We start from the raw sequence: 21,811 nt of genomic DNA, 5'->3' as shown, positions 1-21,811 counted from the left end.
CATGGCATGGTTTTCCAAACTGACGTCGGCAAACATTTTTTTGAGCTTGGCATTTTCTGCCTCTAGCTCCTTGATGCGCTTCAGTTCAGACGCGTCAAGCCCACCATACTTGGCTTTCCAATTGTAATAAGTTGCGCTGCTGATGCCGTGTTGGCGACAAATATCGTCAACTTTCATGCCTGCGTCGGCTTCTTTGAGGATCGTGACTATCTGTGATTCAGTAAACCGTGACTTCTTCATGATGATCTCCTGCTTTTTCTGTGGCAGAAAACTCCAGTTTAGACTGTCTCAGCATAGGGGAAGTGGACATTGAAAAGACTCGCAAAATATCCAACCAGAACCAGAGAGAAAAAAGCCACTCGCTCTTAAGCGAGTAGCCTTATGCTTAAAGCAGGCTTTTTCGTCTCTATTTTGGAGCTTGGAGAGAACGGTTAGTCCACCTTCTTCTCTATGGCATGTTCATTTTGTGTTGGCACGCGCGGCTTAATTTCCATGTCCCTTTCGGCCACTTTGGCTTTCTCAATTATTTTGGTGATAGTAGAGCCCTGCACCAGGATCGAGAACACCACGACGGCATAGGTCATGACCAGAATGATTTCCCGCACGTCAATATTCTTCTCTGGCAGTACCATATAGCCAGCAGGAATGGCCATTGCCATCGCAATGGCCAAGCCACCGCGTAGTCCACCCCATGTCAAAATACGGACCGAGAATGGGTTATAGTCGCGGTATCTGTTAAAGCCTACATAGCAAAGACGGACGCTCATGTAGCGGGCGATAAGTACCAAAGGCACAGCAAATGCCATGATGATCCAGTCTTCTTTGTGGAAGCTAAAGGTCAACATGCTCAAACCGATCAACAAGAACAACACCCCATTCAAGAATTCATCAATGAGTTCCCAGAAGTGGTCTAGGTGGTCTTCACTTTCTTTAGAGAAGCCAATATAGCGTGTCCAGTTACCAATCATGATACCCGCTACTACCATGGCCAACGGTCCAGAGACACCAATTAGACCTGCAAAGACATAACCTGCGGTTGGAATACCCAGGGTTAGCAGCAGCTCCATTGAGTGGTCATCAGTATTGCAAATCATGTAATGGAACAAGAGCCCTAAGAAGAAGCCGTAAATGATCCCGCCAATGGCTTCATGCAAGAAGAGTTCAACCACGCCCATAATGGTGGGTGTTTCGGTGCCAAATGCCACGGTAAACAAGGTGATAAAAATGACCAAACCAAAGCCGTCATTGAACAGGGATTCGCCTTCGATCTGGGTTGAGATACGTTTTGGCGCGTTGAGTTTTTTGACGATGGCCAAAACAGCAATAGGGTCTGTTGGTGAAATCAAAGAGCCAAAAATAAGGCAGTAGATAAAATCAAACTGAATCCCGATGAGCTGGAAGAACAACCAGGCAGCACCGCCGATAAAGAAGGTGGAGACCAAGGTCGCCCCTAGGGCAAGCACCGTGATTTCCCATTTCTGATCTTCTAGGTTGGGGAGTTTGACCCCTAGGCCTCCTGCAAACAGCAAGAACCCGAGTACGCCCTTTAGCAAAAAGTCATCAAAGTGCACCTCATTGAGGGTCTCTGCGGCTAAATCTTTTAAATCAAACCAGTTGTTTTGGCCTGAAATGACGATACCGAGAGAAAGCATCAATGCGCCGGCAGTGATAGCGATGGTCGTTTGCATTTGACCAATTTTACTATTGATAAATGCGATTGCCATGGCGGCGGCTGCGAGAAAGCACAGTGTGGTATAGACGGTCATAGGTGAACCCATGTTAGCGAAAAAAGGAGAACCAAAAATTTGTAACGAAATATAAATCTATGCGAAGAAGAAAACTACAACAAATCCCAGTGATTTTAAGGATCCGTTGAGTGTGAGATCCTAATAGACGTCTAGATTTCCAATTGAGCTATGTTACTATGCCAGTAGCGAGCAATTTAAGAAGGAATTTGTGGCTGTGAGTAGTAAGGACATAATAAAAAAACTGTTGGCTGAACGCATTCTCATTATCGATGGCGGTATGGGCACTATGATCCAGGACTACAAACTGGAAGAGTTCGATTATCGTGGTGAGCGTTTCTCTGATTGGCATTCTGATTTAAAGGGCAACAATGACCTTTTAGTTCTGACACAGCCAGCACTCATCAAGCAAATTCACGGCGAGTACCTTGAAGCCGGTGCTGATATTCTGGAAACCAACACTTTTAACGCCACCACGATTGCCATGGCCGACTATGACATGGAATCGCTCAGTGCCGAAATTAATCTAGAAGCTGCAAAGCTTGCCCGCGAAGTTGCCGACGAATGGACGGCAAAGAATCCCGATAAGCCGCGTTTTGTCGCTGGCGTGCTTGGTCCAACAAACCGCACCTGCTCTATTTCTCCTGATGTGAACGACCCCGGCTATCGAAACATCACGTTCGATAAACTTGTCGAAGCTTATTCAGAGTCCACGCGAGCGCTGATTGCTGGCGGTGCAGACATCATATTAGTCGAGACTATCTTCGATACCTTGAACGCCAAGGCATGTACTTTTGCTATCGAAACGGTGTTTGATCAAGACGGCATCGAACTGCCTGTTATGATTTCAGGCACGATCACTGACGCCTCGGGTCGAACTCTTTCCGGCCAAACCACAGAAGCATTCTATAACTCCCTACGACACGTTAAGCCTATTTCGTTTGGTCTTAACTGTGCGTTGGGGCCTGATGAACTGCGTCAATACGTTGAAGAATTGTCACGAATTTCTGAGTGCTCTGTCTCTGCTCACCCGAATGCGGGCTTGCCGAATGCCTTCGGTGAATATGACCTTAGCCCTGAAGACATGGCTGAGCATATCGCTGAATGGGCCCAAAGTGGTTTCTTAAACCTTGTTGGCGGCTGCTGCGGTACGACACCTGAACACATTCGCAAAATGGCGGAAGTGACGCAAAACGTCACGCCGCGTCAGCTCCCAGATTTACCAAAGTATTGTCGCTTGTCTGGCCTTGAGCCATTGACGATTGCCCCCGACAGTTTATTTATCAACGTTGGTGAGCGTACGAATGTAACAGGCTCGGCACGCTTTAAGCGTCTGATTAAAGAAGAGCTTTATGATGAAGCGTTAGAAGTCGCACGTCAGCAAGTCGAGGCGGGCGCACAGATCATTGATATCAACATGGATGAAGGCATGTTGGATGCGGAAGCTGCAATGGTGCGCTTTCTCAACTTGTGTGCGACAGAGCCTGAGATTTCGAAAGTTCCCATCATGGTCGATTCATCAAAATGGGAAATCTTAGAAGCTGGCCTGAAGTGTGTGCAGGGCAAGCCTATTGTTAACTCGATTTCCATGAAAGAAGGTGTCGAGAAATTCATTGAACAAGCCAGGCTCATTCGTCGCTACGGCGCCGCGGTTATCGTGATGGCATTTGATGAAGTGGGCCAAGCGGACACGCGCGAGCGTAAAACGGAAATTTGTACTGAAGCCTATAACATTTTGGTGAATGAGGTGGGCTTCCCACCAGAAGACATCATCTTCGACCCGAACATCTTTGCGGTGGCAACGGGGATTGAAGAACACAACAACTACGCGGTCGATTTCATTGAAGCGGTGGGTGATATCAAGCGCACCTTGCCACATGCCATGGTCTCAGGCGGCGTGTCGAATGTGTCGTTCTCCTTCCGCGGTAACAACCCTGTCCGCGAAGCGATTCACGCCGTTTTCCTTTATTACTGTTTTAAAAACGGCATGGACATGGGGATCGTCAACGCAGGTCAGCTTGCGATTTATGACGATCTGCCCGATGAGCTTCGAGAGGCCGTTGAAGACGTCGTATTGAATAAGCGCGATGATGGTACAGAGCGTCTTCTTGATATTGCAGACAAATACCGTGGTACGGGTGAGGTCAAAGAGGATCGCACTGCACAAGAATGGCGCAGTTGGGACGTTGAAAAGCGTTTATCGCATGCTTTGGTAAAAGGTATCACCGAGTTTATCGTTGAAGATACGGAAGAAGCACGCGCGAAAGCGACAAAGCCACTCGAAGTGATTGAAGGTCCATTGATGGCCGGCATGAACGTAGTGGGTGATTTATTTGGTGAAGGTAAGATGTTCTTGCCGCAGGTGGTGAAATCCGCCCGTGTTATGAAGCAGGCGGTTGCCTACCTCGAACCTTACATCAATGCAGAAAAACAAGCAGGGCAAACCAACGGTAAGATTCTTTTAGCCACGGTGAAAGGCGATGTGCATGACATCGGCAAGAATATCGTTGGCGTGGTTTTGCAGTGTAATAACTATGAAATCATCGATCTTGGCGTCATGGTGTCTTGTGACAAAATCTTGCAGGTCGCCAAAGAAGAAAACGTCGACATCATTGGCTTAAGTGGTCTCATCACACCGTCGCTTGATGAAATGGTACATGTCGCCAAAGAGATGGAGCGCCGTGGTTTTGATTTGCCTTTGCTAATAGGCGGCGCAACAACATCAAAAGCGCACACAGCCGTTAAGATTGAAGAAAACTACCATGCGCCTGTGGTGTATGTGTCTAACGCATCGCGTGCTGTTGGTGTTTGTTCTGCGTTGCTGTCTGACGAACATCGTCCTGCATTCGTCGAGCGTACAAAAGCTGAGTACGTGACGGTACGCGAACAGCATGCACGCAAAAAGCCGCGCACGCCGCCAGTTACACTTGAAGAAGCGCGCGCAAATAAAGTGCCGCTTGATTGGGAAACCTATACCCCACCTGTACCAAACAAACCTGGCGTGCATGTGTTTACTGATTTCCCGGTATCAAAAATTCGCAAATACATCGATTGGACGCCATTTTTCATGACATGGTCGCTCAGTGGAAAGTACCCAACGATTTTGCGCCATGAAGTGGTGGGCGAAGAAGCGCAGCGTTTGTTTGATGATGCCAATGCGATATTGGATGACATTGAACGCACTGGCATGATCAAAGCCAATGGCGTGTGTGGCTTGTTCCCAGCCAACAGCGTCGATGATGATGTCGAGGTTTATACCGATGAATCTCGTACTGAGGTTTTCACCGTGTTGAATGGCTTACGCCAACAAACGAAAAAACCGAAGGGGCCGAACTATTGTTTGTCGGATTACATTGCACCGAAAGAGAGTGGAAAAGCTGACTGGATTGGCGCGTTTGCAGTCACTGGTGGTATTGGTGAATATGACATTGCTGAGCAGTTCAAAGCCAAAGGTGACGATTACAACGCCATTATGGTGCAAGCTGTTGCTGACCGTTTAGCCGAAGCATTTGCTGAATGTATGCATGAAGCTGTACGTAAAGACATTTGGGGCTATGCGCCTGATGAAGCCTTGGCAAACGAAGACCTTATCCGTGAAAAGTACCAAGGTATTCGCCCAGCTCCGGGTTATCCTGCATGCCCTGAGCATACAGAGAAAGGCAAGATTTGGACCTTGTTGGATGCGGAAGCGAACACGGGCATGATCCTGACGGAAAGCTTCGCAATGTGGCCTGGGGCTGCGGTATCGGGTTGGTATTTCTCACACCCTGAATCGCGCTACTTCGCTGTTGCACAGATCCAAGAAGATCAGAGAGACAGCTATGCCGATCGTAAAGGATGGGATGTGATCGAAGCAGAGAAATGGTTAGGGCCAAATCTCGGCTAACGTTCGATAATTGTGAACAAAAGAAGGGCGCTCATTGAGCGCCCTTCTTATATTGTGTTGTTTTGTCTTTTACGTCAGGAAACCGCGACGACGAAGGGCTTCTTACTTTTCAAACAGCTCTTTGTGTAAGGTGCGAACCACGTCTTTGGATTCGGCGGTATTGGTCAAGAAACATAGGTTGTGATTACTCGCACCATAACAAATCATTCGCAGGTTATATTCACCTAGAGCGCCAAAAATTTGCGCTGCAGCACCGCGAGATTCGCCCATCTCGTTACCAATCAACGCCACCAAACACATGTCTTGTTCAACCGTCACTTTACACAGTTTAGAAAGCTCGAGCTCGGCCGCTTCAGGCAACTTAGGCGCACCGCCGCTGGTGTTGGTTTGATCCAAGGTCAAAGAGACGCTGACTTCTGATGTCGTGATCAGATCCACCGACACTTTATGCTTGGCGAGAATGTTGAAGACCTCTGCCAAAAAGCCGTATGCATGGAACATGTTGAGGCTTGTGAGCGTCACCATGGTTTGGTTGCAACGCAGTGCCAGAGCTCGGAAAAGGGGGGAGTGTTCAGCATCGCGGCGGATCCACGTCCCTCCTTTTTCAGGCGCTTTTGAAGAGCCAACAAACACAGGGATTTCTTGGCGCATTGCTGGCACCAAGGTTGACGGGTGCAAGATTTTTGCACCAAAGTTCGCCATTTCCGAGGCTTCACTAAAACTGATTTCGTCGATAGGTGCTGCAGCGGGGGCGATGCGAGGATCCGTACTGTAGATGCCTGGCACGTCAGTCCAAATTTCAAGCGTTGTCGCTTGAACCGCTTCAGCAAGCAGTGCCGCACTGTAGTCACTTCCGCCACGGCCTAGTGTTGTTGTGTTGCCTTTATTGTCTGAGCCGATAAAACCTTGTGTGACAACCACTTTCTCTTCGCATAGCGGGCGAAGCAGTGTTTGTGCTTGGTAAGCGGTTTCGATTAAGTCGGGGGAGGCTTTTCCATGAACATCGTCAGTTTTCAACGCATCGCGAACATCAAAACGCACTGCTTCTAACCCTTGCTGATTCAGCAAATGCGTAAAGATGTGTGTCGACATGAGTTCACCACAGGCAACCAAGCTATCGGTGATTTTATCTGATGGTGCTTTGGCAGCCGCAGCAGCGAACGTCGCGACAGTATCTAAAATGTCATTCACTGCCGTGTTAACCGCTTCATTTTCTGGCAGGCTCGCCAAAATGCTGAAGTGGATTTCTTGGAGGCGAGTGAGCAATGCTTTCTGTTTCTCTAAGCTGCTAACGCCGTTGGCGAGTTCAACCAATAGATTCGTCACACCAGAGCAGGCACTGATGACCACTAAGCGTGTGCTTTCATTTCCCTTGATGACCGATGCGCACTTGGACATGGCTGCGTAGTCGGCGACACTCGTGCCGCCAAATTTTGCGACAGTTAATGCGTTCACTTCCCTGTATCTCCCATAAATCGCGATATAGATGTTCTAAAGGATCAAAATGTGGATGAGACAGAAAGAGGGCGGGTATGAAGAAAGGATATTTCTCCAGAAGCGCTCCATCTCGAAAGAGATGACAATCCGAAGGACTCAACCTTCAAGACCGGCAATCTAACCCCCAAGGTGTCGATTACCTCGGCGTCTATCCCCTGATCGATTTGCATTGGAGTTGGGGCTCCGCAAATGGACTGCCTGATAGACGCGCCTCTTCTGTCTTCGTGCAGAAAAACACCGCACAAAAATTACACTGCATTGATAAAGCTTTGTAATCTAATTGTCAAATAGAGTTTGCATAAAAGGCGTTAAATGTATGCAAGGTGCATCAATTTTGCGAGGCGTTAGGTTGATGAAGCCTACGTTCTTACGATCATAATTTGGGAGAGAGGGATCGGGAGTGGTAGGGTGGTTAAATACTAAATAAGGAGAGCAGACAATGACTATTACACGCTTTATTCCGCCTCAGCGAACCTTGATGGGACCAGGCCCTTCCGACGTGTCACCACGTGTCCTACAAGCGTTATCACAGCCAACAATTGGTCACCTTGACCCGCTATTTGTCGGCATGATGGATGAAGTGAAAGCTTTGCTGCAATATGCCTTTCAAACCACAAATGCCTTTACCATTGCCGTATCTGCGCCAGGTAGCGCAGGCATGGAAACCTGTTTTGTGAATTTGGTATCAGCTGGCGATACGGTCATTGTTTGTCGCAATGGCGTGTTTGGTGATCGTATGCGTGAAAACGTTGAGCGCTGCGGCGCGACGGCTGTCATGGTTGATGATGAATGGGGTCAACCGGTTGATGTGAGTAAAGTGGAAGCGGCGTTAAAGGCTAATCCTGACACGTCAATTGTGGCGTTTGTGCATGCAGAAACATCTACTGGTGCGTTGAGTGATGCGAAAGCCTTATCTGCATTAGCGCGCCAACACGATTGTTTGACCATTGTCGATGCTGTTACATCGCTGGGTGGTGTGCCTTTGTTGGTCGATGAATGGCAGCTTGATGCTGTTTATTCAGGAAGCCAAAAGTGTCTGTCATGCGTACCGGGTTTATCGCCAGTGACTTTCTCTCCCCGTGCCGTTGAAAGAATGAAAACACATGACGGTAAAGTACAAAGTTGGTTTCTCGATCAAAGCTTAGTGCTCGGTTATTGGAGTGGTGAAGGGAAGCGAAGCTACCACCACACTGCGCCTGTAAATAGTCTGTATGCACTGCATGAATCATTGTTGATGTTACAACAAGAAGGCTTGGAGAATGCGTGGCAACGTCATCGTGAGATGCATGAACTGTTGAAAGCAGAACTTGAAGCATTAGGCATTGAGTTTTTGGTTGATGAGGCTTATCGCCTTCCTCAACTCAACGCTGTGGCTATCCCTGATGGGGCTGATGATGCCCTTGTTCGTCAGCGCTTGTTGAATGAATATAATCTTGAAATCGGTGCAGGACTTGGCACGTTAGCGGGAAAAGCATGGCGTATCGGGTTGATGGGATATGCAGCGAGAAAAGAGAACATCGCGCTGTGTGCCAAAGCGCTAAAAGACGTGCTCGGTTAACGGATTTATCCTCGCCGTTACAAGTACTAAAATTAAAAAAACGCCCTGACTTGTCAGGGCTTTTTCTATGTGAAGCATTTACGATTTTGAAGCGTCAGGCTCTGACGCTTCAAAATGTGAAAAGTTAGGTTGAAATGCCACGTAGGGAAACAATGCACTGGCTTCTTGCTGGATCTGTTTCGCAATCGCGCGGTCTCCTGTCAGCAGTGCCAACTCAATCAAAGACTGATACCCCTCCGCCGTTGGGCGTGTTGATAGGTGTCGGATTTGCTGTCTGAGGTATGTTGTCTGAGCGCGTTTGTCGTTATGTTCGACGTTTTCCAAAAAGGCGCGCTTCCCTGCTTCTTGTTGATAAAACGATGTCCACCAAGGGTGTGTTTGATACTGGGTTAACTTGTTATCGCTGATGTCATAGGTGCGCAGTGCTTGCTCGCCCAAATAGATAGAACTCACCACCAAGCAGATACTTGAAGCCAATAGCGTTGTCGAGCCAATGGCGAGGAGTTTAACGCGTGTTAGGTTGATGCGCTCGTAGCGTGCAGACAGGTTATCAATCCAGTAGACCAAGACGACAAACAGTAGAGCCAGAACAGGGTTGGTTGACACAAAAGATGTTGCTGCAATGCCGACAATGGAAGGAAGGATGATTGCCGTCAGCATCAATCGTGTGCCGCCCGGTGCGTCAGCGATACGTTTAATGATCAAGCCACCTAAGAGTGCAAAGCTTCCCCATATGGCGATACCCCCCTCAGTGATAGTCGCAACTAACCAGCTTGGATAAGGCGTATCAATGGGCAACGTGTTTCCTTGTGAAAGCCCAAACTGCAATTGCGCCAACGTAAGCTGACCAAGACCTACGCCTTCAAAGTGAGCCGTTTTCGTTAGTGCTGTTGTTTGTGCCAAAAGCTGCCATTCGTTTGGTGAGAATCTTTCAGCAAATAGCGCGTTTGTTGGGAGCCAGTTTGCTTGTCCTGCAATCACAAACGCAGCGAAGACAACGAGGTTCCAAAGCCCATGATGCAGTTTGGGGCTGAAACGAAACAGGAAAGGCTGTGCGAGTGCAATCACCAACAGGGTGAACGTAATTAGCCAAGGCTCACGAAGTGCCATCAACGCGGTAATGCACATCAGAGGCGTGAGCAGCAATACAATGTGTTGAGAGATGATGGTGCGTTTGTAGGCGCGGGTTCGTGCAAGCAGGTAGGCCGACAAGGCGAGCGCTGTGAGCAACACCATGGCGGTGGTGTTTTTTGCAATGCCTACGCGCTGAACCGTCAGAAAATAAGGAGCATCGTGTTCGAATGCTTCAATGAGAGGCGGTACAACGAAAGGCAATGCGAATATCCACCCAGCGATCAGTGGCAGCCAAAGCAAATACTGACGTTGTACGTGGTTGAAACTAAATTGCTGCAAGGTAATGAACAGTAACAAGCTCAACAGCGCGAGCCCTGTATGCCAAAGCGCAGCGCTGGTGTTCGCATGAAGATAAAACGCGGGTAACACGGCGAGTAAGGCGCTGAGTGCAATCCACCCCGTGAGTTTGGTCAGGCTAAATCGGTGCTGTCGAGCCACCTCTAAACCACCAAAGCAGATCATTGCAACTGACAACATGAACGATGTCGATATCGCAGGGTGTTGAATCCCCGAGACTGACAGCGGTATTTGATTGAGTGGAAAACAGAGCAAAAACAGTGTCGCCAGTACAATGAGTACCGGTTTAACTAAAGGTTTGCTCGCCACTTTGGATGGCCAGTGAAAAGGAATACGCGTTGTCGACATGCTTTCTACTATCAATATAAAACCACCTCTTACGAGGTGGTGAGTGAGGGGGATAGGTTACCGAAAGTATCGCTCTATTTACCCTTTTTCTTCAATAAGGGTTTTAAGAAGCGTGCGGTGTGTGAGCCTTTCACCTTCGCAACGTCTTCAGGTGTACCTTCTGCGACAATCAAACCGCCACCGTTTCCGCCTTCAGGGCCAAGGTCAACGATCCAGTCTGCCGTCTTGATAACATCCAAGTTGTGCTCGATGACCACAATGGTATTGCCGTGATCACGTAGGCGGTGAAGCACGGTCAGCAATTGTTGAATGTCGTGGAAGTGCAGACCCGTTGTTGGTTCGTCGAGTATATACAGCGTTTTGCCTGTGTCTCGTTTTGACAGCTCTCTCGCCAACTTCACGCGCTGCGCTTCACCGCCGGACAAGGTGGTTGCCGCTTGGCCTAAACGGATATAGGACAGGCCCACGTCCATCAAGGTTTGAAGTTTACGGGCAATCGCTGGCACGGCGTCAAAATACTCGCGTGCATCCTCAACGGTCATTTCCAACACTTCGTCGATGGTTTTGCCTTTGTAGCGAATTTCCAAGGTTTCGCGGTTATAACGCTTCCCTTTACACACATCACAAGGCACATAAACATCCGGCAGGAAGTGCATTTCAACCTTGATAACACCATCACCTTGGCAGGCTTCACAGCGTCCGCCTTTCACGTTAAAGCTAAAGCGTCCTACTTTATATCCGCGAGCGCGAGATTCTTGCGTACCTGCGAACAATTCACGAATTGGCGTGAAAATCCCTGTGTACGTGGCAGGGTTAGAGCGAGGTGTGCGTCCAATCGGGCTTTGGTCAATATCGATCACTTTATCGAAATGGCCAATGCCTTCAATGTCTTTAAACGGCGCGGGTTCGCCTGTGGTCGCGCCATTCAGTCGCTGGTGGGCGATTTTGTAGAAGGTGTCGTTGATCAGTGTGGACTTACCCGAACCGGATACGCCCGTGACACAGGTAAACAAGCCGACAGGGAGAGTCAAATCCACACTGTTAAGGTTGTTGCCCGTCGCGCCAAGCAAGCGCACGACTTTTTCTGGGTCATACGGCGTGCGCTCGGCAGGCATTATGATTTGTTTTTTGCCGCTGAGGTATTGACCTGTCAGCGAGTTTTCATTGGCAATGATGTCTTCGTACGTGCCTTCAGCCACGACATAGCCACCATGAACACCGGCGCCTGGGCCAATATCAATGATGTGGTCAGCGGCGCGAATCGCATCTTCATCATGCTCTACCACCAAAACGGTATTGCCAAGGTTTCTCAGGTGATCCAGCGTACTCAGCAATCGCTCGTTGTCACGCTGATGAAGACCAATAGAGGGTTCATCTAACACATACATCACACCGACAAGCCCAGCACCTATTTGGCTAGCAAGACGAATACGCTGCGCCTCACCGCCTGAAAGGGTATCGGCGCTGCGGTACAAACTCAGATAGTTAAGACCCACATTGACCAAGAAACGGAGACGGTCGTGGATTTCTTTCAGTATCTTGTCGGCGATTTGTGCACGTTGGCCTTCAAGCTGCAAACCTGCGAAGAAATCGAGTGCATCGTGAATACTCATCTCACAGACGGTCGGAAGATTAGTATCGGCAACAAACACGTGGCGAGCTTCTTCACGAAGGCGAGAACCGCCACAGCTTCCGCATGATTTATTCGCAATGTATTTTGCGAGCTCTTCACGCACAGCCATGGATTCAGTATCGCGGTAGCGGCGATTAAGGTTATTCAAAATGCCTTCAAATGGATGTTTGCGTACCGTGATATCGCCACGGTCGTTAACGTACTTAAAAGCAACCTCGGTGGTACCTGAGCCGTTTAGCACCACATCGCGGATCTTGGGTGTCAGGCTTTCCCAAGGCGCTTCAATGTCGAACGCATAATGTTCGGCAAGTGAGGTGAGCATCTGAAAGTAGTAAAAATTGCGTCGGTCCCATCCACGTATCGCACCGCCTGCAAGACTCACGGCTTCGTTTTGCACCACGCGGTTTTCATCAAAGAATTGTTGAACCCCTAAACCATCACAGGTTGGGCAAGCTCCTGCGGGGTTATTGAAGGAGAACAGGCGTGGTTCCAGTTCTTGCATGCTGTAACCGCAATGCGGGCAGGCAAAGTTAGCCGAAAATACCATGTCATCACCGTCGCCATCCATGTGGCTGACAACGGCAGTGCCGCCTGTTAGTTCAAGGGCGGTTTCAAACGATTCAGCCAAGCGCTGCTGTAAATCATCGCGAACTTTAAAACGGTCAACGACGACTTCAATGGTGTGCTTTTTATGAAGCTCCAGTGTTGGCGGATCGGACAAATCACACACTTCACCGTCGATACGCGCGCGGATAAAACCATGCGCGACCAAGTTTTCGAGTGTTTTAACGTGCTCACCTTTGCGTTCTTTGACGATAGGGGCGAGCAACATCAACTTGGTGCCCTCGTCACGCTCCAACACTTTGTCGACCATCTGGCTGACGGTCTGTGCCTCCAGCGTGACATTGTGTGTTGGGCAGCGAGGATCGCCGACGCGTGCATACAGTAGACGCAGATAGTCATACACTTCGGTGATGGTACCTACAGTAGAACGCGGGTTGTGCGACGTGGATTTTTGTTCAATAGAAATGGCCGGTGATAAACCATCAATATGGTCAACGTCTGGCTTTTCCATCAGTGACAAGAACTGGCGAGCGTAGGCGGAGAGCGATTCAACGTATCGGCGCTGTCCTTCAGCGTACAAGGTATCAAACGCGAGTGAGGACTTACCTGAGCCGGACAGACCGGTAATCACAATCAGCTTGTCCCTAGGGATAGTCAGATTGATGTTCTTTAAATTGTGGGTGCGAGCCCCTCTGACGTCGATCGTATCCATGTCCACCTTGCCTATTGGTCAGCGCGCTGTCTGATGAAGTGACTAATGTATTGAGTATCCCATAAATAGACGCCATGAAAAAGAACAAAGCTGTATAAACATACAGCTTTGTTTGAGTCTACTCGGAGCAGATATTAGCGTCTAAAAGCGCAAAGAAATGTGATTAACACTTCACGGTTTTTGGCTGGTTTGGCGCGTCAGATTGCAGATAGATGTTTTGGTAGCAGTAGTTGGTGGCTTCAATAAAGCCTTCTACGCTGCCGCAATCGAAACGCTCGCCTTTGAATTTATAGGCCAGTACACAACCATCTTGTGCTTGCTTGAGCAGTGCATCCGTAATTTGAATCTCGCCGTTTTTACCTGGTTCAGTATTTTCGAGAATGTCGAAAATGTCTGGTGTCAGAATGTAGCGGCCGATGATTGCAAGATTACTTGGCGCTGTGCCCGGCTCGGGTTTCTCAACCATGTTATCTACGCGGAACAAGTCATCTTTGATCTCTTGTCCTGAAATAACACCGTATTTGTGGGTTTCGTCTTCTGGTACTTCTTCAACGGCGACGATTGAACAGCGGAATTGCTTATAAAGCGCAACCATCTGCGTCAATACGCCCTGTTCTTGGTTGATACAAAGGTCATCCGCCAATACCACTGCGAAGGCTTCATCACCGACCAAGTCGCGACCTGTAAGGATGGCATGACCCAAACCGCGCATTTCTTTTTGGCGAATGTATGTGAAAGACGCCGCATCAATCGTTGCACGGATATCTTCAAGCAGGGCTTCTTTGTTGGTGCCTAGAATTTGGTGCTCGAGTTCGTAGTTTTTATCGAAATGGTCCATTAGGCTGTGTTTGCCACGGCCGGTGACGATACACATGCCATTGATGCCCGCTTGAATAGCTTCATCAACACCGTATTCAATCAATGGTTTGTTCACGATCGGCATCATTTCTTTTGGCATGGATTTAGTTGCTGGCAGGAAGCGTGTTCCGTAACCAGCCGCTGGAAATAGGCACTTGTTAATCATCAGATATCCTTACTTAATTACATCCGAGCTATCAGCATCTGTGTGCAAAAATAGACAGCGCAAATAGTATCATTTACCAATTAAAAATTATTTATTTCTTTCAGTATGGGGTGAGGTTAACCAATAGGCCAAAAACCTAAGCGCGATTTCACTTTATGGAAGGCAAGTAAGTTCTGCGTACTTAGCCCCACACTGACTGCGATAGCTGCACCGAGCGTGCCCCAAATGTGCGTGAGTATGAAGGTCAACGTTAGTGTGAGCAAGCCTGCGAATACCGTAACATTCCTCATGTCTCGTTCGTGGCCGCACATGGTGAGAAGAAACCCAACGGAGCCTGTCATCACATTGATGGTTTGGCCGATAGCGAGGATCACCAATAGCGGCGCGCCGAGAACAAAATCTTCCCCAAACAACCGCATAATCTGTTCAGGCCATACCAGCACAGAGAGCAGAACGGGCAGCGAAAAGGCGATCATTAATCGCGTTGAAAACTGCGCAAGACGTTTTAATTTATCCATTTCCCCTGCGTGAAATAAGGCGGAGAAACGGGGCGCTGCAACGAAATTCACGACCATCAACATAAAGGTGATGAGCAGCGAGGTACGTTGTGCGGCGGAAAAATACGCCACATCCTGCGATTGCGTATAAAACCCTACGATAACGACAGACGCCCACGGGATGGCTTGACCTGTTGCTGCAATGAGCCACAAATTTGGTGCAGCTTTCCACAGGGCCGGTTTGCCTAAATCGCTGCTATCGATGCGGTGTGCAGGTTGTCGGAACCACAACACCAAACCTGATAGCACCACAATGGCTGCGGCCCCCGTATACAGCGTGGCGGCAACACTGGCACTTGGCTCGATGGCATAAAGGGATAAGCCATACAGTGCGGGTAGCAGCAATACCGTTACTCCGAGTTGCATGGAACACACTGATGCAATGACGCGTCGGGTTGCTTGCAGCGCATAGCCATTGAGGAAAAACAGACTGATAAGCGGTATCGCCACTGCGAATGCACGCATGGCATCAACGGCACCGGGTTTATCGAACACGCTGGTCGATAACCAAGGTGAGAGAACAAACACGATGAGACCAACAACAGTGCTGGTGGGCACAACCACGGCATAGGCGTTGGTGAACACCTGGTTGGTTTCTGTCGCATCTTCTGTCGATGACTTTCCAATGAACCGCAATAGCGCGTTATCCATACCCAGCAAGCTTAGGGTGCCGAGTAAGGTTGCTAAGCTCAACGCAAGGAAGAACAGACCTGACTGGTGTGTACCCAGCGTTCTTGCTGCCACAACACTCAGCAGAAAGGCGGCGCCTGCAGAAAATACGCGAAACAACGCCGCAAGCGCAGCGTGAAACAGGAACTGCCGACGCTCCGCAGGGAGCTGTTGGAATCGGCTTACAAGGCTTGCGATCATAATTACTTCACCAAGGAAAAACGTAAGGCACGAGAGTAATGACACCCAAGCCATAGGCCAGTGTTAATGGAAAACCCGCTTTCAGATAATCTCGTGTTTGATAGCGGCCGGCTGTAAACACCATTAAATTGGTTTGATAGCCAAACGGTGATAGAAAGCTCGCACTTGCTCCAAACGCAACCGTCATGATGTAGGGCAGCGGATCCACCCCATATTGACCTGCCAAAGCGAGGCCGATGGGGAAGGCAATGGCTGCTGCTGCATTATTGGTAATGAGTTCCGTCATCAGCCACGTAGCAATATACAAAATGACTAAGGCACCAAAAGGCCCCCAATGCTGGCTAACTGACATCATGCTGGTGGCAATGATGTCTGCTAACCCTGTCGTCGATATTGCTTGAGCAAGGCCAAGTGCAGCGCCAATCACCACCACCAATTCGAACGGGAACCGACGGCGTAAATCATGAATCGTGACAATACGTGATGCCACGGCTGCAGCGATCAAAAGTACCAATCCTTTGTACAAGGGCAGCATGTCCATCGCGCCTGCCAGCAACACGGTAACGGCCCCTAAGCAAAACAGCGTAGATTGGCGCGATGTGAGCAATGCATGTCGACTGCGCTCACCCACCAACACAAAGTTCTGAGTGATGTTCTCTCGACTGTGAAAGTCAGCGCCAACCGCCAACACCAACAAGTCACCACCACGCAAACGCACTTGACCGAGGCCACCGCGAATGTGGTGGTCGCCCCGTTTTACCGCCACCACTGCTGCATCAAACTGCGAGCGGAAGTTCAACGATTTAATGGTTCTTCCCGCCACCATGGCTTGGGGTGTGACGACTACATCCACCAAGTTATCCGACGGTGTTTCTTCCCCTTGTGTCACCAAGGTTAAGCCCTTGAACCTTGCCAGTAATGCGGTTGCTTCAAGATCCCCTGAAAACACCAACACATCATTGGCTTGCAATGGTTCTGTCGGGGCGACAGGAGATATCACGTGATGTTTGCGAATGATTTCGACCAAAAACAAACGTTCGAGATGCCGCAAACCGCTGGCCTCCACTGTTTGTCCGATAAGTGGCGATTCCGGCTCCAATCGACTTTCCAGCAAATAGGACTGTGAGGTTGATTGTTGAGTTACATCATTTGTAGGCAAAAGACGAACAGAAACTAAGACAATGAGTGCGATGCCAATGAAAAACAGTGGCGCCCCAACTAAGGTGAAATCGAAAAAGCCCAGCCCAGGCAGGCCCGCGCTGAGCGTAAAACCGTTGACCAGAAGGTTGGTGGACGTTCCTATCAAGGTCATTGTGCCACCCAAGATGGCGGCATAAGAAAGCGGGATCAGCAGCTTGCTGGCAGGGTACGCCGTGTGAGTGAGGCTTCGCATCAAGGTCGATACCACCGCCGTGTTATTGATCACTGCAGACAACAACCCTGCCGCTAACGTCGATTGCAGGGTGACACGACGAAGGCTGCCGCGTGTGCACCAATGTCCGAGCGCACTAATCAAGGCGGTACGTTCTAGTACCACTGACACCAGAATTAGCAATACCAGTGTAATCAGTGCGGGGTTCGTGAAATGGTTAAACAGTTGAGTGGCAGGCACGATGTCGAGCAGCAGCAATACGGCAAACACGGCACCAAATACCAAAGCAGGGCGGACGCGAGTGAGCATCAAGGTCATCAGAAGCCCGACAATGAGCAACGCCACCACCCATATCATGGTTTATGCCCCATAAATCTCAATGAGCGCACTGCGTTGTTTTTCCGCACTGAACGCTTCGTTAATGGACACCAATGAAGATTGATAGTCAGGGTGCTGAGGGTGTCGGCAATACTCCACGATTTGCTGCGCCATGGCATCCGGTGTGCTGACGAGGAAGGGATAATGCAGGCTCTGTGTTGCGCCGATGATCCGTAACACCATCGGAACCTTAAGACGCGCAGCTTCAAGCAAGGTCAACGGCATGCCTTCCCATGCTGCGGTGTGTAAATACAAATCTGCGTCTTTCAGGGTTTTCATGAGGACGTGATGGGGAATCATGCCAGTGACGTCAACGCCTGCTGCTCGCAGTTCTTGCTCTTTGTCTTGATCGCCACCACCAAGCCACTGTAATTGGATGTGGTTAAACTCAGGAAAACTTCGGAGGTGATCAATGGTCTCTAACAAAAACTCTGGATCTTTTTGTGGTGAAACACGGCCGACAATGACCACTTTAGTGCGTGGGCTTTCTGCGTTTTCATCGCTGTCTTGAAAGGGCGCTTGTGAATCTGCCATCAATTCAGGACTGAGTTCGGCATAGTTATTGAGATGAACCGCGCGCTTTGCCCCCAGTTCTAAACCCAACTGACACTCTCGCTCGCTACACCCTGCAATCACATCAATACGCGATAAACCAAAAGTTTCTAAGCGCATGTAGACTTCTTGTTTCCAATCAGGGATGTCGCGACGCTCAAAGGCATAGCAATGCGGGGTATATACGAGCTTTGCATCGCCTTTGGGAAGAAAACGGCACAGAAATCCGGCGAAGCTTGAGTGAAGGTGAATCACATCCGGTTTGTGCTGAAGCACGGCTTTACGCGCGCAGCGATAAAAGTGAAGCAAACCACCATCGACCGTTTCTACTTCGTCAAACAAGTTCTTGATGGCAAGGCCCGTGTCATCTTGAGGGCGCAACCTCGCCAAAAGAAGGTGGCGTATAGGGTCACCTTCGGTGGATTTTGCGTAGCTGCACAGTGCGGTCTGAATGCCGCCACCAAAGGCTTCTGTGATATGAAGAACCGTCTTCATTAGTGTCCCCACTTTTGCTTAAAGCGTGCGATTTCATCGTCGCTATAAACGGCCTTGTAAATCGGCGCGTCGTAAAGGCTGAACAAACGCTCGAACGGGTACGTCTCTTTGAAACGTTGATACAAGGCTGAGTACCATTTGTTGGAGGCCTCATTGCTTGATTGCAGTGAGAAATCCGTTTGATCCAAAAACGCCCCTAATGCCTCTGCGGATTGGTTGATGGCTTCGCATTTCATTAGCAGCACATCACAACCATTTTCTTGAATCCGCCAATGTGTTTGCGTCGCATCCGTTAGGTGTGGCATCACATCTACGCCAAACTGACGCTTTAGCTCTCGGTCGAACCATTCTGTGAAATAGTCATGGCGCAGCTTGTTATCAAACGCATCGATGAGGTGGTTGAGGGTGGCATCCATGTCGCCATGAATGGCATTGTTTTTCTTTCCTTCGATCAATTGAATGTGAAGGTCTTGGAAAAAGCGTGAAACCACGGTGGCAACAGGATCACGAACAAGCGTGATGATCTTAATATGATCGCGCTTTTTGAGTATACGCAGTCTGTGCGCGAGCGTGAGTCGGTAAGCTGCGCGGATGTGCCAATCAAAGAAACAGCCTACATCGGACGTATTGCGGTACATCTGAAATTCTTCGTTATCGTCGAAGGTATGAATGTGCCAGCTTGGAATGTTGCAATGCTCTAACGATGCCTCAATGGAGGATGAGCCAACTTTACCCATTTGGTACACCAACACAAAATTAGGCTCTCGCAGTGTTTGGTCAAACGCGCGTTGTCGGGCAAGGCTGAACTTCATTACTTCTCCTCGTGAGGGGGGATTGGGTCTATGATAATGGATGCACTCGTCGGGAACGATGAGGGTGTTGACTCGCGATTCGTTGAAACAGCACGATAACGGCTTGTTTTCTGAGAGAGACGTTGTGCGAAAGATTCACTGCGAACATTGATAAATAAGGGTAATAAGAACATCAACATGATGGTGCTGTTTACGGCAACAAATAACACCATAGAAAGAATGTATACCCCTAATAGGAAGGCAACGGGATTTTCCATGCGAGCGCGGAAAAGGCGCATGAGTGCAATCAGGAAGCCGCCAATTAAAATGGACAGACCAACGGCACCATATTCAACGGCCACATCCAGTGCAAAGTTGTGGGTGTAAATGGCCAAGACTTCATTTTGGAAGTAGGGCGCAATGTGTGCAGGGAGCATCTTAGGGCCAACGCCGAAAATCGGATTTTCTTGAAAGAGTGAAAAGCCGTTTGCGAGCAGCAGTTTTCGCCAAAGTTCAGAATCCCATTGTGCCGCTTGTTGGTCCGCAAACAGAATGTCGAACCGCGTAAATTCAAGGGTATCTAAGATGTTGTTAAGCCCGACCATATACCAAACTGAGAAGGCCGCTAATAGCCCACCAAATAGCATGAAGGTAATGAGGGCGACACGTGTGGTTCGCTCTCTTTGGTGATGGGTTTGCTGACAAAAAAGCTGATCACAGGCAATCATCATGACGACACCTAACAATGCTTTGCGCTCTTCTGACATCACCAATAGAACAAATGCGATCGCAAATAAAACCCGGCTATAACTGATGTGTTGGCGTAGCAAGTAGAGCATTGCACAGGTAAACCCAAAAAAGTATTTGGTGTTGGCAAGTTGCTTGAAATCGGGCATGCCGGGTTGTGCTAAGTGCCAAGCCGCGGTATACAACGAGCCCGCCAAGGCATACAAGGCCACGAGCGAGAGAAACCGAGGTGATGCCAGTAAACCCGCTTGATGCAACATCCCTAAGAATGCAGCGACAGACAGCCATTGCACCATTTCGATAAGCACAAACTTGGCAGGGGCATCACTGAGTGTGCCTACCAGTAATATGTAAAGTACAAACAAGAAAATGAAGCTAGAGGCTTGGATGGTTGAGTGGTACAAGCGCCCGCGGGTAGTCGCAATACCCATCACGCCTAGCGATGCAATGCCAATGAGATCGGCAATATACAGTTCAATGCCCGAGAGATTGGTTTTTAACGGGACAAAGAAAAGGATGACTGCAAACGCAGCAAGATGCTCAACTGACCGTGCCATCTACCAATCCTTGATATGTTTGATAGTAATGCGTGCGGAAGGCATCAAGCGTAAATACCTGGCAACGAGAGACCGCATATTCAGATGCGATTTGGTACGTGCTATCGTCCTCGCACAGGCGCTGAATGGCCGATGCTAATGCGTGTGCATTGCCAAGCTCGAACAAATAACGTTCATCGCCCATGACTTCGCTAAGGCCTGGAACATTGCTTGCCAGCACTGGCAAACCTGCCGCCATGCCTTCAACGGCAGCCAAGCCAAACCCTTCTACGCTAGAACTTTGTACGTACAGGTCGAGCGAATCTAAAAACGCGGGAATGTCCGTTAACACACCATGAAAAATGACGCGGTTTTCTAGCTCTAACTCCTTTACCAACGCCATGTATTCGTCACGACGATCACCATCACCTGCAAAGTGCAGTTCGTAGTGCTCAGGCAATTCAGCCAAGGCGCGGATCACCGTTGGGTGGTCTTTGTAGGCATGAAACCGTCCCACCATGCCAATGCGACGCGGCTGTTCAGGCGCAGGCTGCGATTTGACGTTTAATGGATACTTGGTCAGATCGACGCCGTTAAAAATAACACGATAGTGCTTTTTATACTGTGGCAAAAAATCTTCCAGTGCGTCTTTCACTTGTTCAGTGATGCACACGGTGACGTGATAGCGCCAATAAAGAAACAACTCGAGCGGCTTCATCCAGACATGATCACGTCGACGGTTGTGGGTCGCGTGTTCGGTCTGAACGCGCTTTTTACCAAATGCCGCTAACGCGAGGTATATTGAAGGGAAAAGGTGACCATGAATCACGTCTGGCCAGCGCAAAGCCTGCCACTTTTCCTTCCATGACAGGTGCTCCCACACATCGCACCTCACGCCGAGTGCTTCCAATTCTTCGCAAAAATCATTGGTATCTTCGAGCGTGATAACGCGGATGTCATAGCCTTGCGGCGGAGGTGAAACCAAATCAATCACAAACCGCTGAGCGCCGCCATTTCGAGACAGATCATTAATGATATGAAGTACTTTCACGCTCATTGTCGCCGTATTCTCCCTGTTGGCATCGCACGCTATGCTGTTCACCGTTTCCCTTCCT

14 protein-coding genes and 1 riboswitch are annotated in these 21,811 nt (G+C 49.2%); of the genes, 2 read left to right on the top strand and 12 right to left on the bottom strand.

The genetic code is table 11. From position 1 onward, the window contains the following. Nucleotides 1-240: transposase (locus BM082_RS12230; RefSeq protein WP_139218786.1), on the bottom strand; the 240-nt coding region annotated here is incomplete at its 3' end. A 191-nt stretch (nt 241-431) separates the two neighbouring features. Then, nucleotides 432-1,766, bottom strand: a complete 1,335-nt coding sequence (locus tag BM082_RS12225; RefSeq protein WP_074927080.1) for a cation:proton antiporter — start codon at nt 1,764-1,766, stop codon at nt 432-434. A 190-nt stretch (nt 1,767-1,956) separates the two neighbouring features. Between BM082_RS12225 and metH the strand changes: the two genes are divergently transcribed. Next, a complete protein-coding gene (gene metH, locus BM082_RS12220; protein ID WP_074927078.1) occupies nt 1,957-5,631 on the top strand; it encodes a methionine synthase in 3,675 nt (1,224 codons plus the stop codon). A 102-nt stretch (nt 5,632-5,733) separates the two neighbouring features. On the opposite strand, the gene lysC is transcribed toward metH, so the two are convergent. Further along, on the bottom strand, nt 5,734-7,086 hold the full coding sequence (gene lysC / locus BM082_RS12215; protein WP_074927076.1) for a lysine-sensitive aspartokinase 3: 1,353 nt from the start codon (nt 7,084-7,086) through the stop codon (nt 5,734-5,736). 92 nt (nt 7,087-7,178) lie between these two features. After that, nucleotides 7,179-7,352: riboswitch (Lysine riboswitch) on the bottom strand. A gap of 215 nt (nt 7,353-7,567) precedes the next feature. Here lysC and BM082_RS12210 point away from each other — a divergent pair. Next, a complete protein-coding gene (locus BM082_RS12210; protein WP_074927074.1) occupies nt 7,568-8,686 on the top strand; it encodes a pyridoxal-phosphate-dependent aminotransferase family protein in 1,119 nt (372 codons plus the stop codon). Nucleotides 8,687-8,764: 78 nt separating this feature from the next. Here the strand turns inward: BM082_RS12210 and BM082_RS12205 are convergent, their stop codons facing one another. The 9 genes from BM082_RS12205 to BM082_RS12165 all read right to left on the bottom strand — a co-directional run bounded on the left by BM082_RS12205 (nt 8,765) and on the right by BM082_RS12165 (nt 21,753). After that, complete coding sequence (locus BM082_RS12205) at nt 8,765-10,297, bottom strand: Wzy polymerase domain-containing protein (RefSeq protein ID WP_017017665.1); 1,533 nt, start codon at nt 10,295-10,297, stop codon at nt 8,765-8,767. A 242-nt stretch (nt 10,298-10,539) separates the two neighbouring features. Next, nucleotides 10,540-13,374, bottom strand: coding sequence for an excinuclease ABC subunit UvrA (gene uvrA / locus BM082_RS12200; RefSeq protein WP_017017666.1), 2,835 nt, complete (start codon nt 13,372-13,374; stop codon nt 10,540-10,542). A 163-nt stretch (nt 13,375-13,537) separates the two neighbouring features. Further along, a complete protein-coding gene (gene galU / locus BM082_RS12195) occupies nt 13,538-14,398 on the bottom strand; it encodes a UTP--glucose-1-phosphate uridylyltransferase GalU (protein WP_017008090.1) in 861 nt (286 codons plus the stop codon). 116 nt (nt 14,399-14,514) lie between these two features. After that, nucleotides 14,515-15,825, bottom strand: a complete 1,311-nt coding sequence (locus BM082_RS12190; protein WP_074927072.1) for an oligosaccharide flippase family protein — start codon at nt 15,823-15,825, stop codon at nt 14,515-14,517. A 7-nt stretch (nt 15,826-15,832) separates the two neighbouring features. After that, nucleotides 15,833-17,554, bottom strand: a complete 1,722-nt coding sequence (locus tag BM082_RS12185; protein WP_074927070.1) for an SLC13 family permease — start codon at nt 17,552-17,554, stop codon at nt 15,833-15,835. A 3-nt stretch (nt 17,555-17,557) separates the two neighbouring features. Beyond that, the gene (locus BM082_RS12180; protein WP_017016830.1) at nt 17,558-18,622 is read right to left on the bottom strand and encodes a glycosyltransferase family 4 protein; all 1,065 of its coding nucleotides are present in this window, start codon (nt 18,620-18,622) and stop codon (nt 17,558-17,560) included. After that, nucleotides 18,622-19,434, bottom strand: a complete 813-nt coding sequence (locus tag BM082_RS12175) for a putative capsular polysaccharide synthesis family protein (protein ID WP_017016831.1) — start codon at nt 19,432-19,434, stop codon at nt 18,622-18,624. The genes BM082_RS12180 and BM082_RS12175 overlap by 1 nt, the downstream gene beginning before the upstream one ends. Further along, nucleotides 19,434-20,717 (bottom strand): O-antigen ligase family protein, encoded by a 1,284-nt coding sequence (locus tag BM082_RS12170; protein WP_017016832.1) that lies wholly within the window; start codon nt 20,715-20,717, stop codon nt 19,434-19,436. The genes BM082_RS12175 and BM082_RS12170 overlap by 1 nt, the downstream gene beginning before the upstream one ends. Then, nucleotides 20,701-21,753 (bottom strand): glycosyltransferase, encoded by a 1,053-nt coding sequence (locus tag BM082_RS12165; protein ID WP_017008096.1) that lies wholly within the window; start codon nt 21,751-21,753, stop codon nt 20,701-20,703. Before BM082_RS12165 ends, BM082_RS12170 begins: the two co-directional genes overlap by 17 nt. Between the last annotated feature and the right edge of the window lie 58 nt (nt 21,754-21,811).

Origin of the sequence: Enterovibrio norvegicus DSM 15893 (genome assembly GCF_900115495.1) — a bacterium.
Classification (GTDB): Bacteria; Pseudomonadota; Gammaproteobacteria; order Enterobacterales; family Vibrionaceae; genus Enterovibrio; species Enterovibrio norvegicus.
The sequence above is the reverse complement of the archived record's forward strand: the minus strand, read 5'-3'. Positions and strand labels throughout refer to the sequence as shown.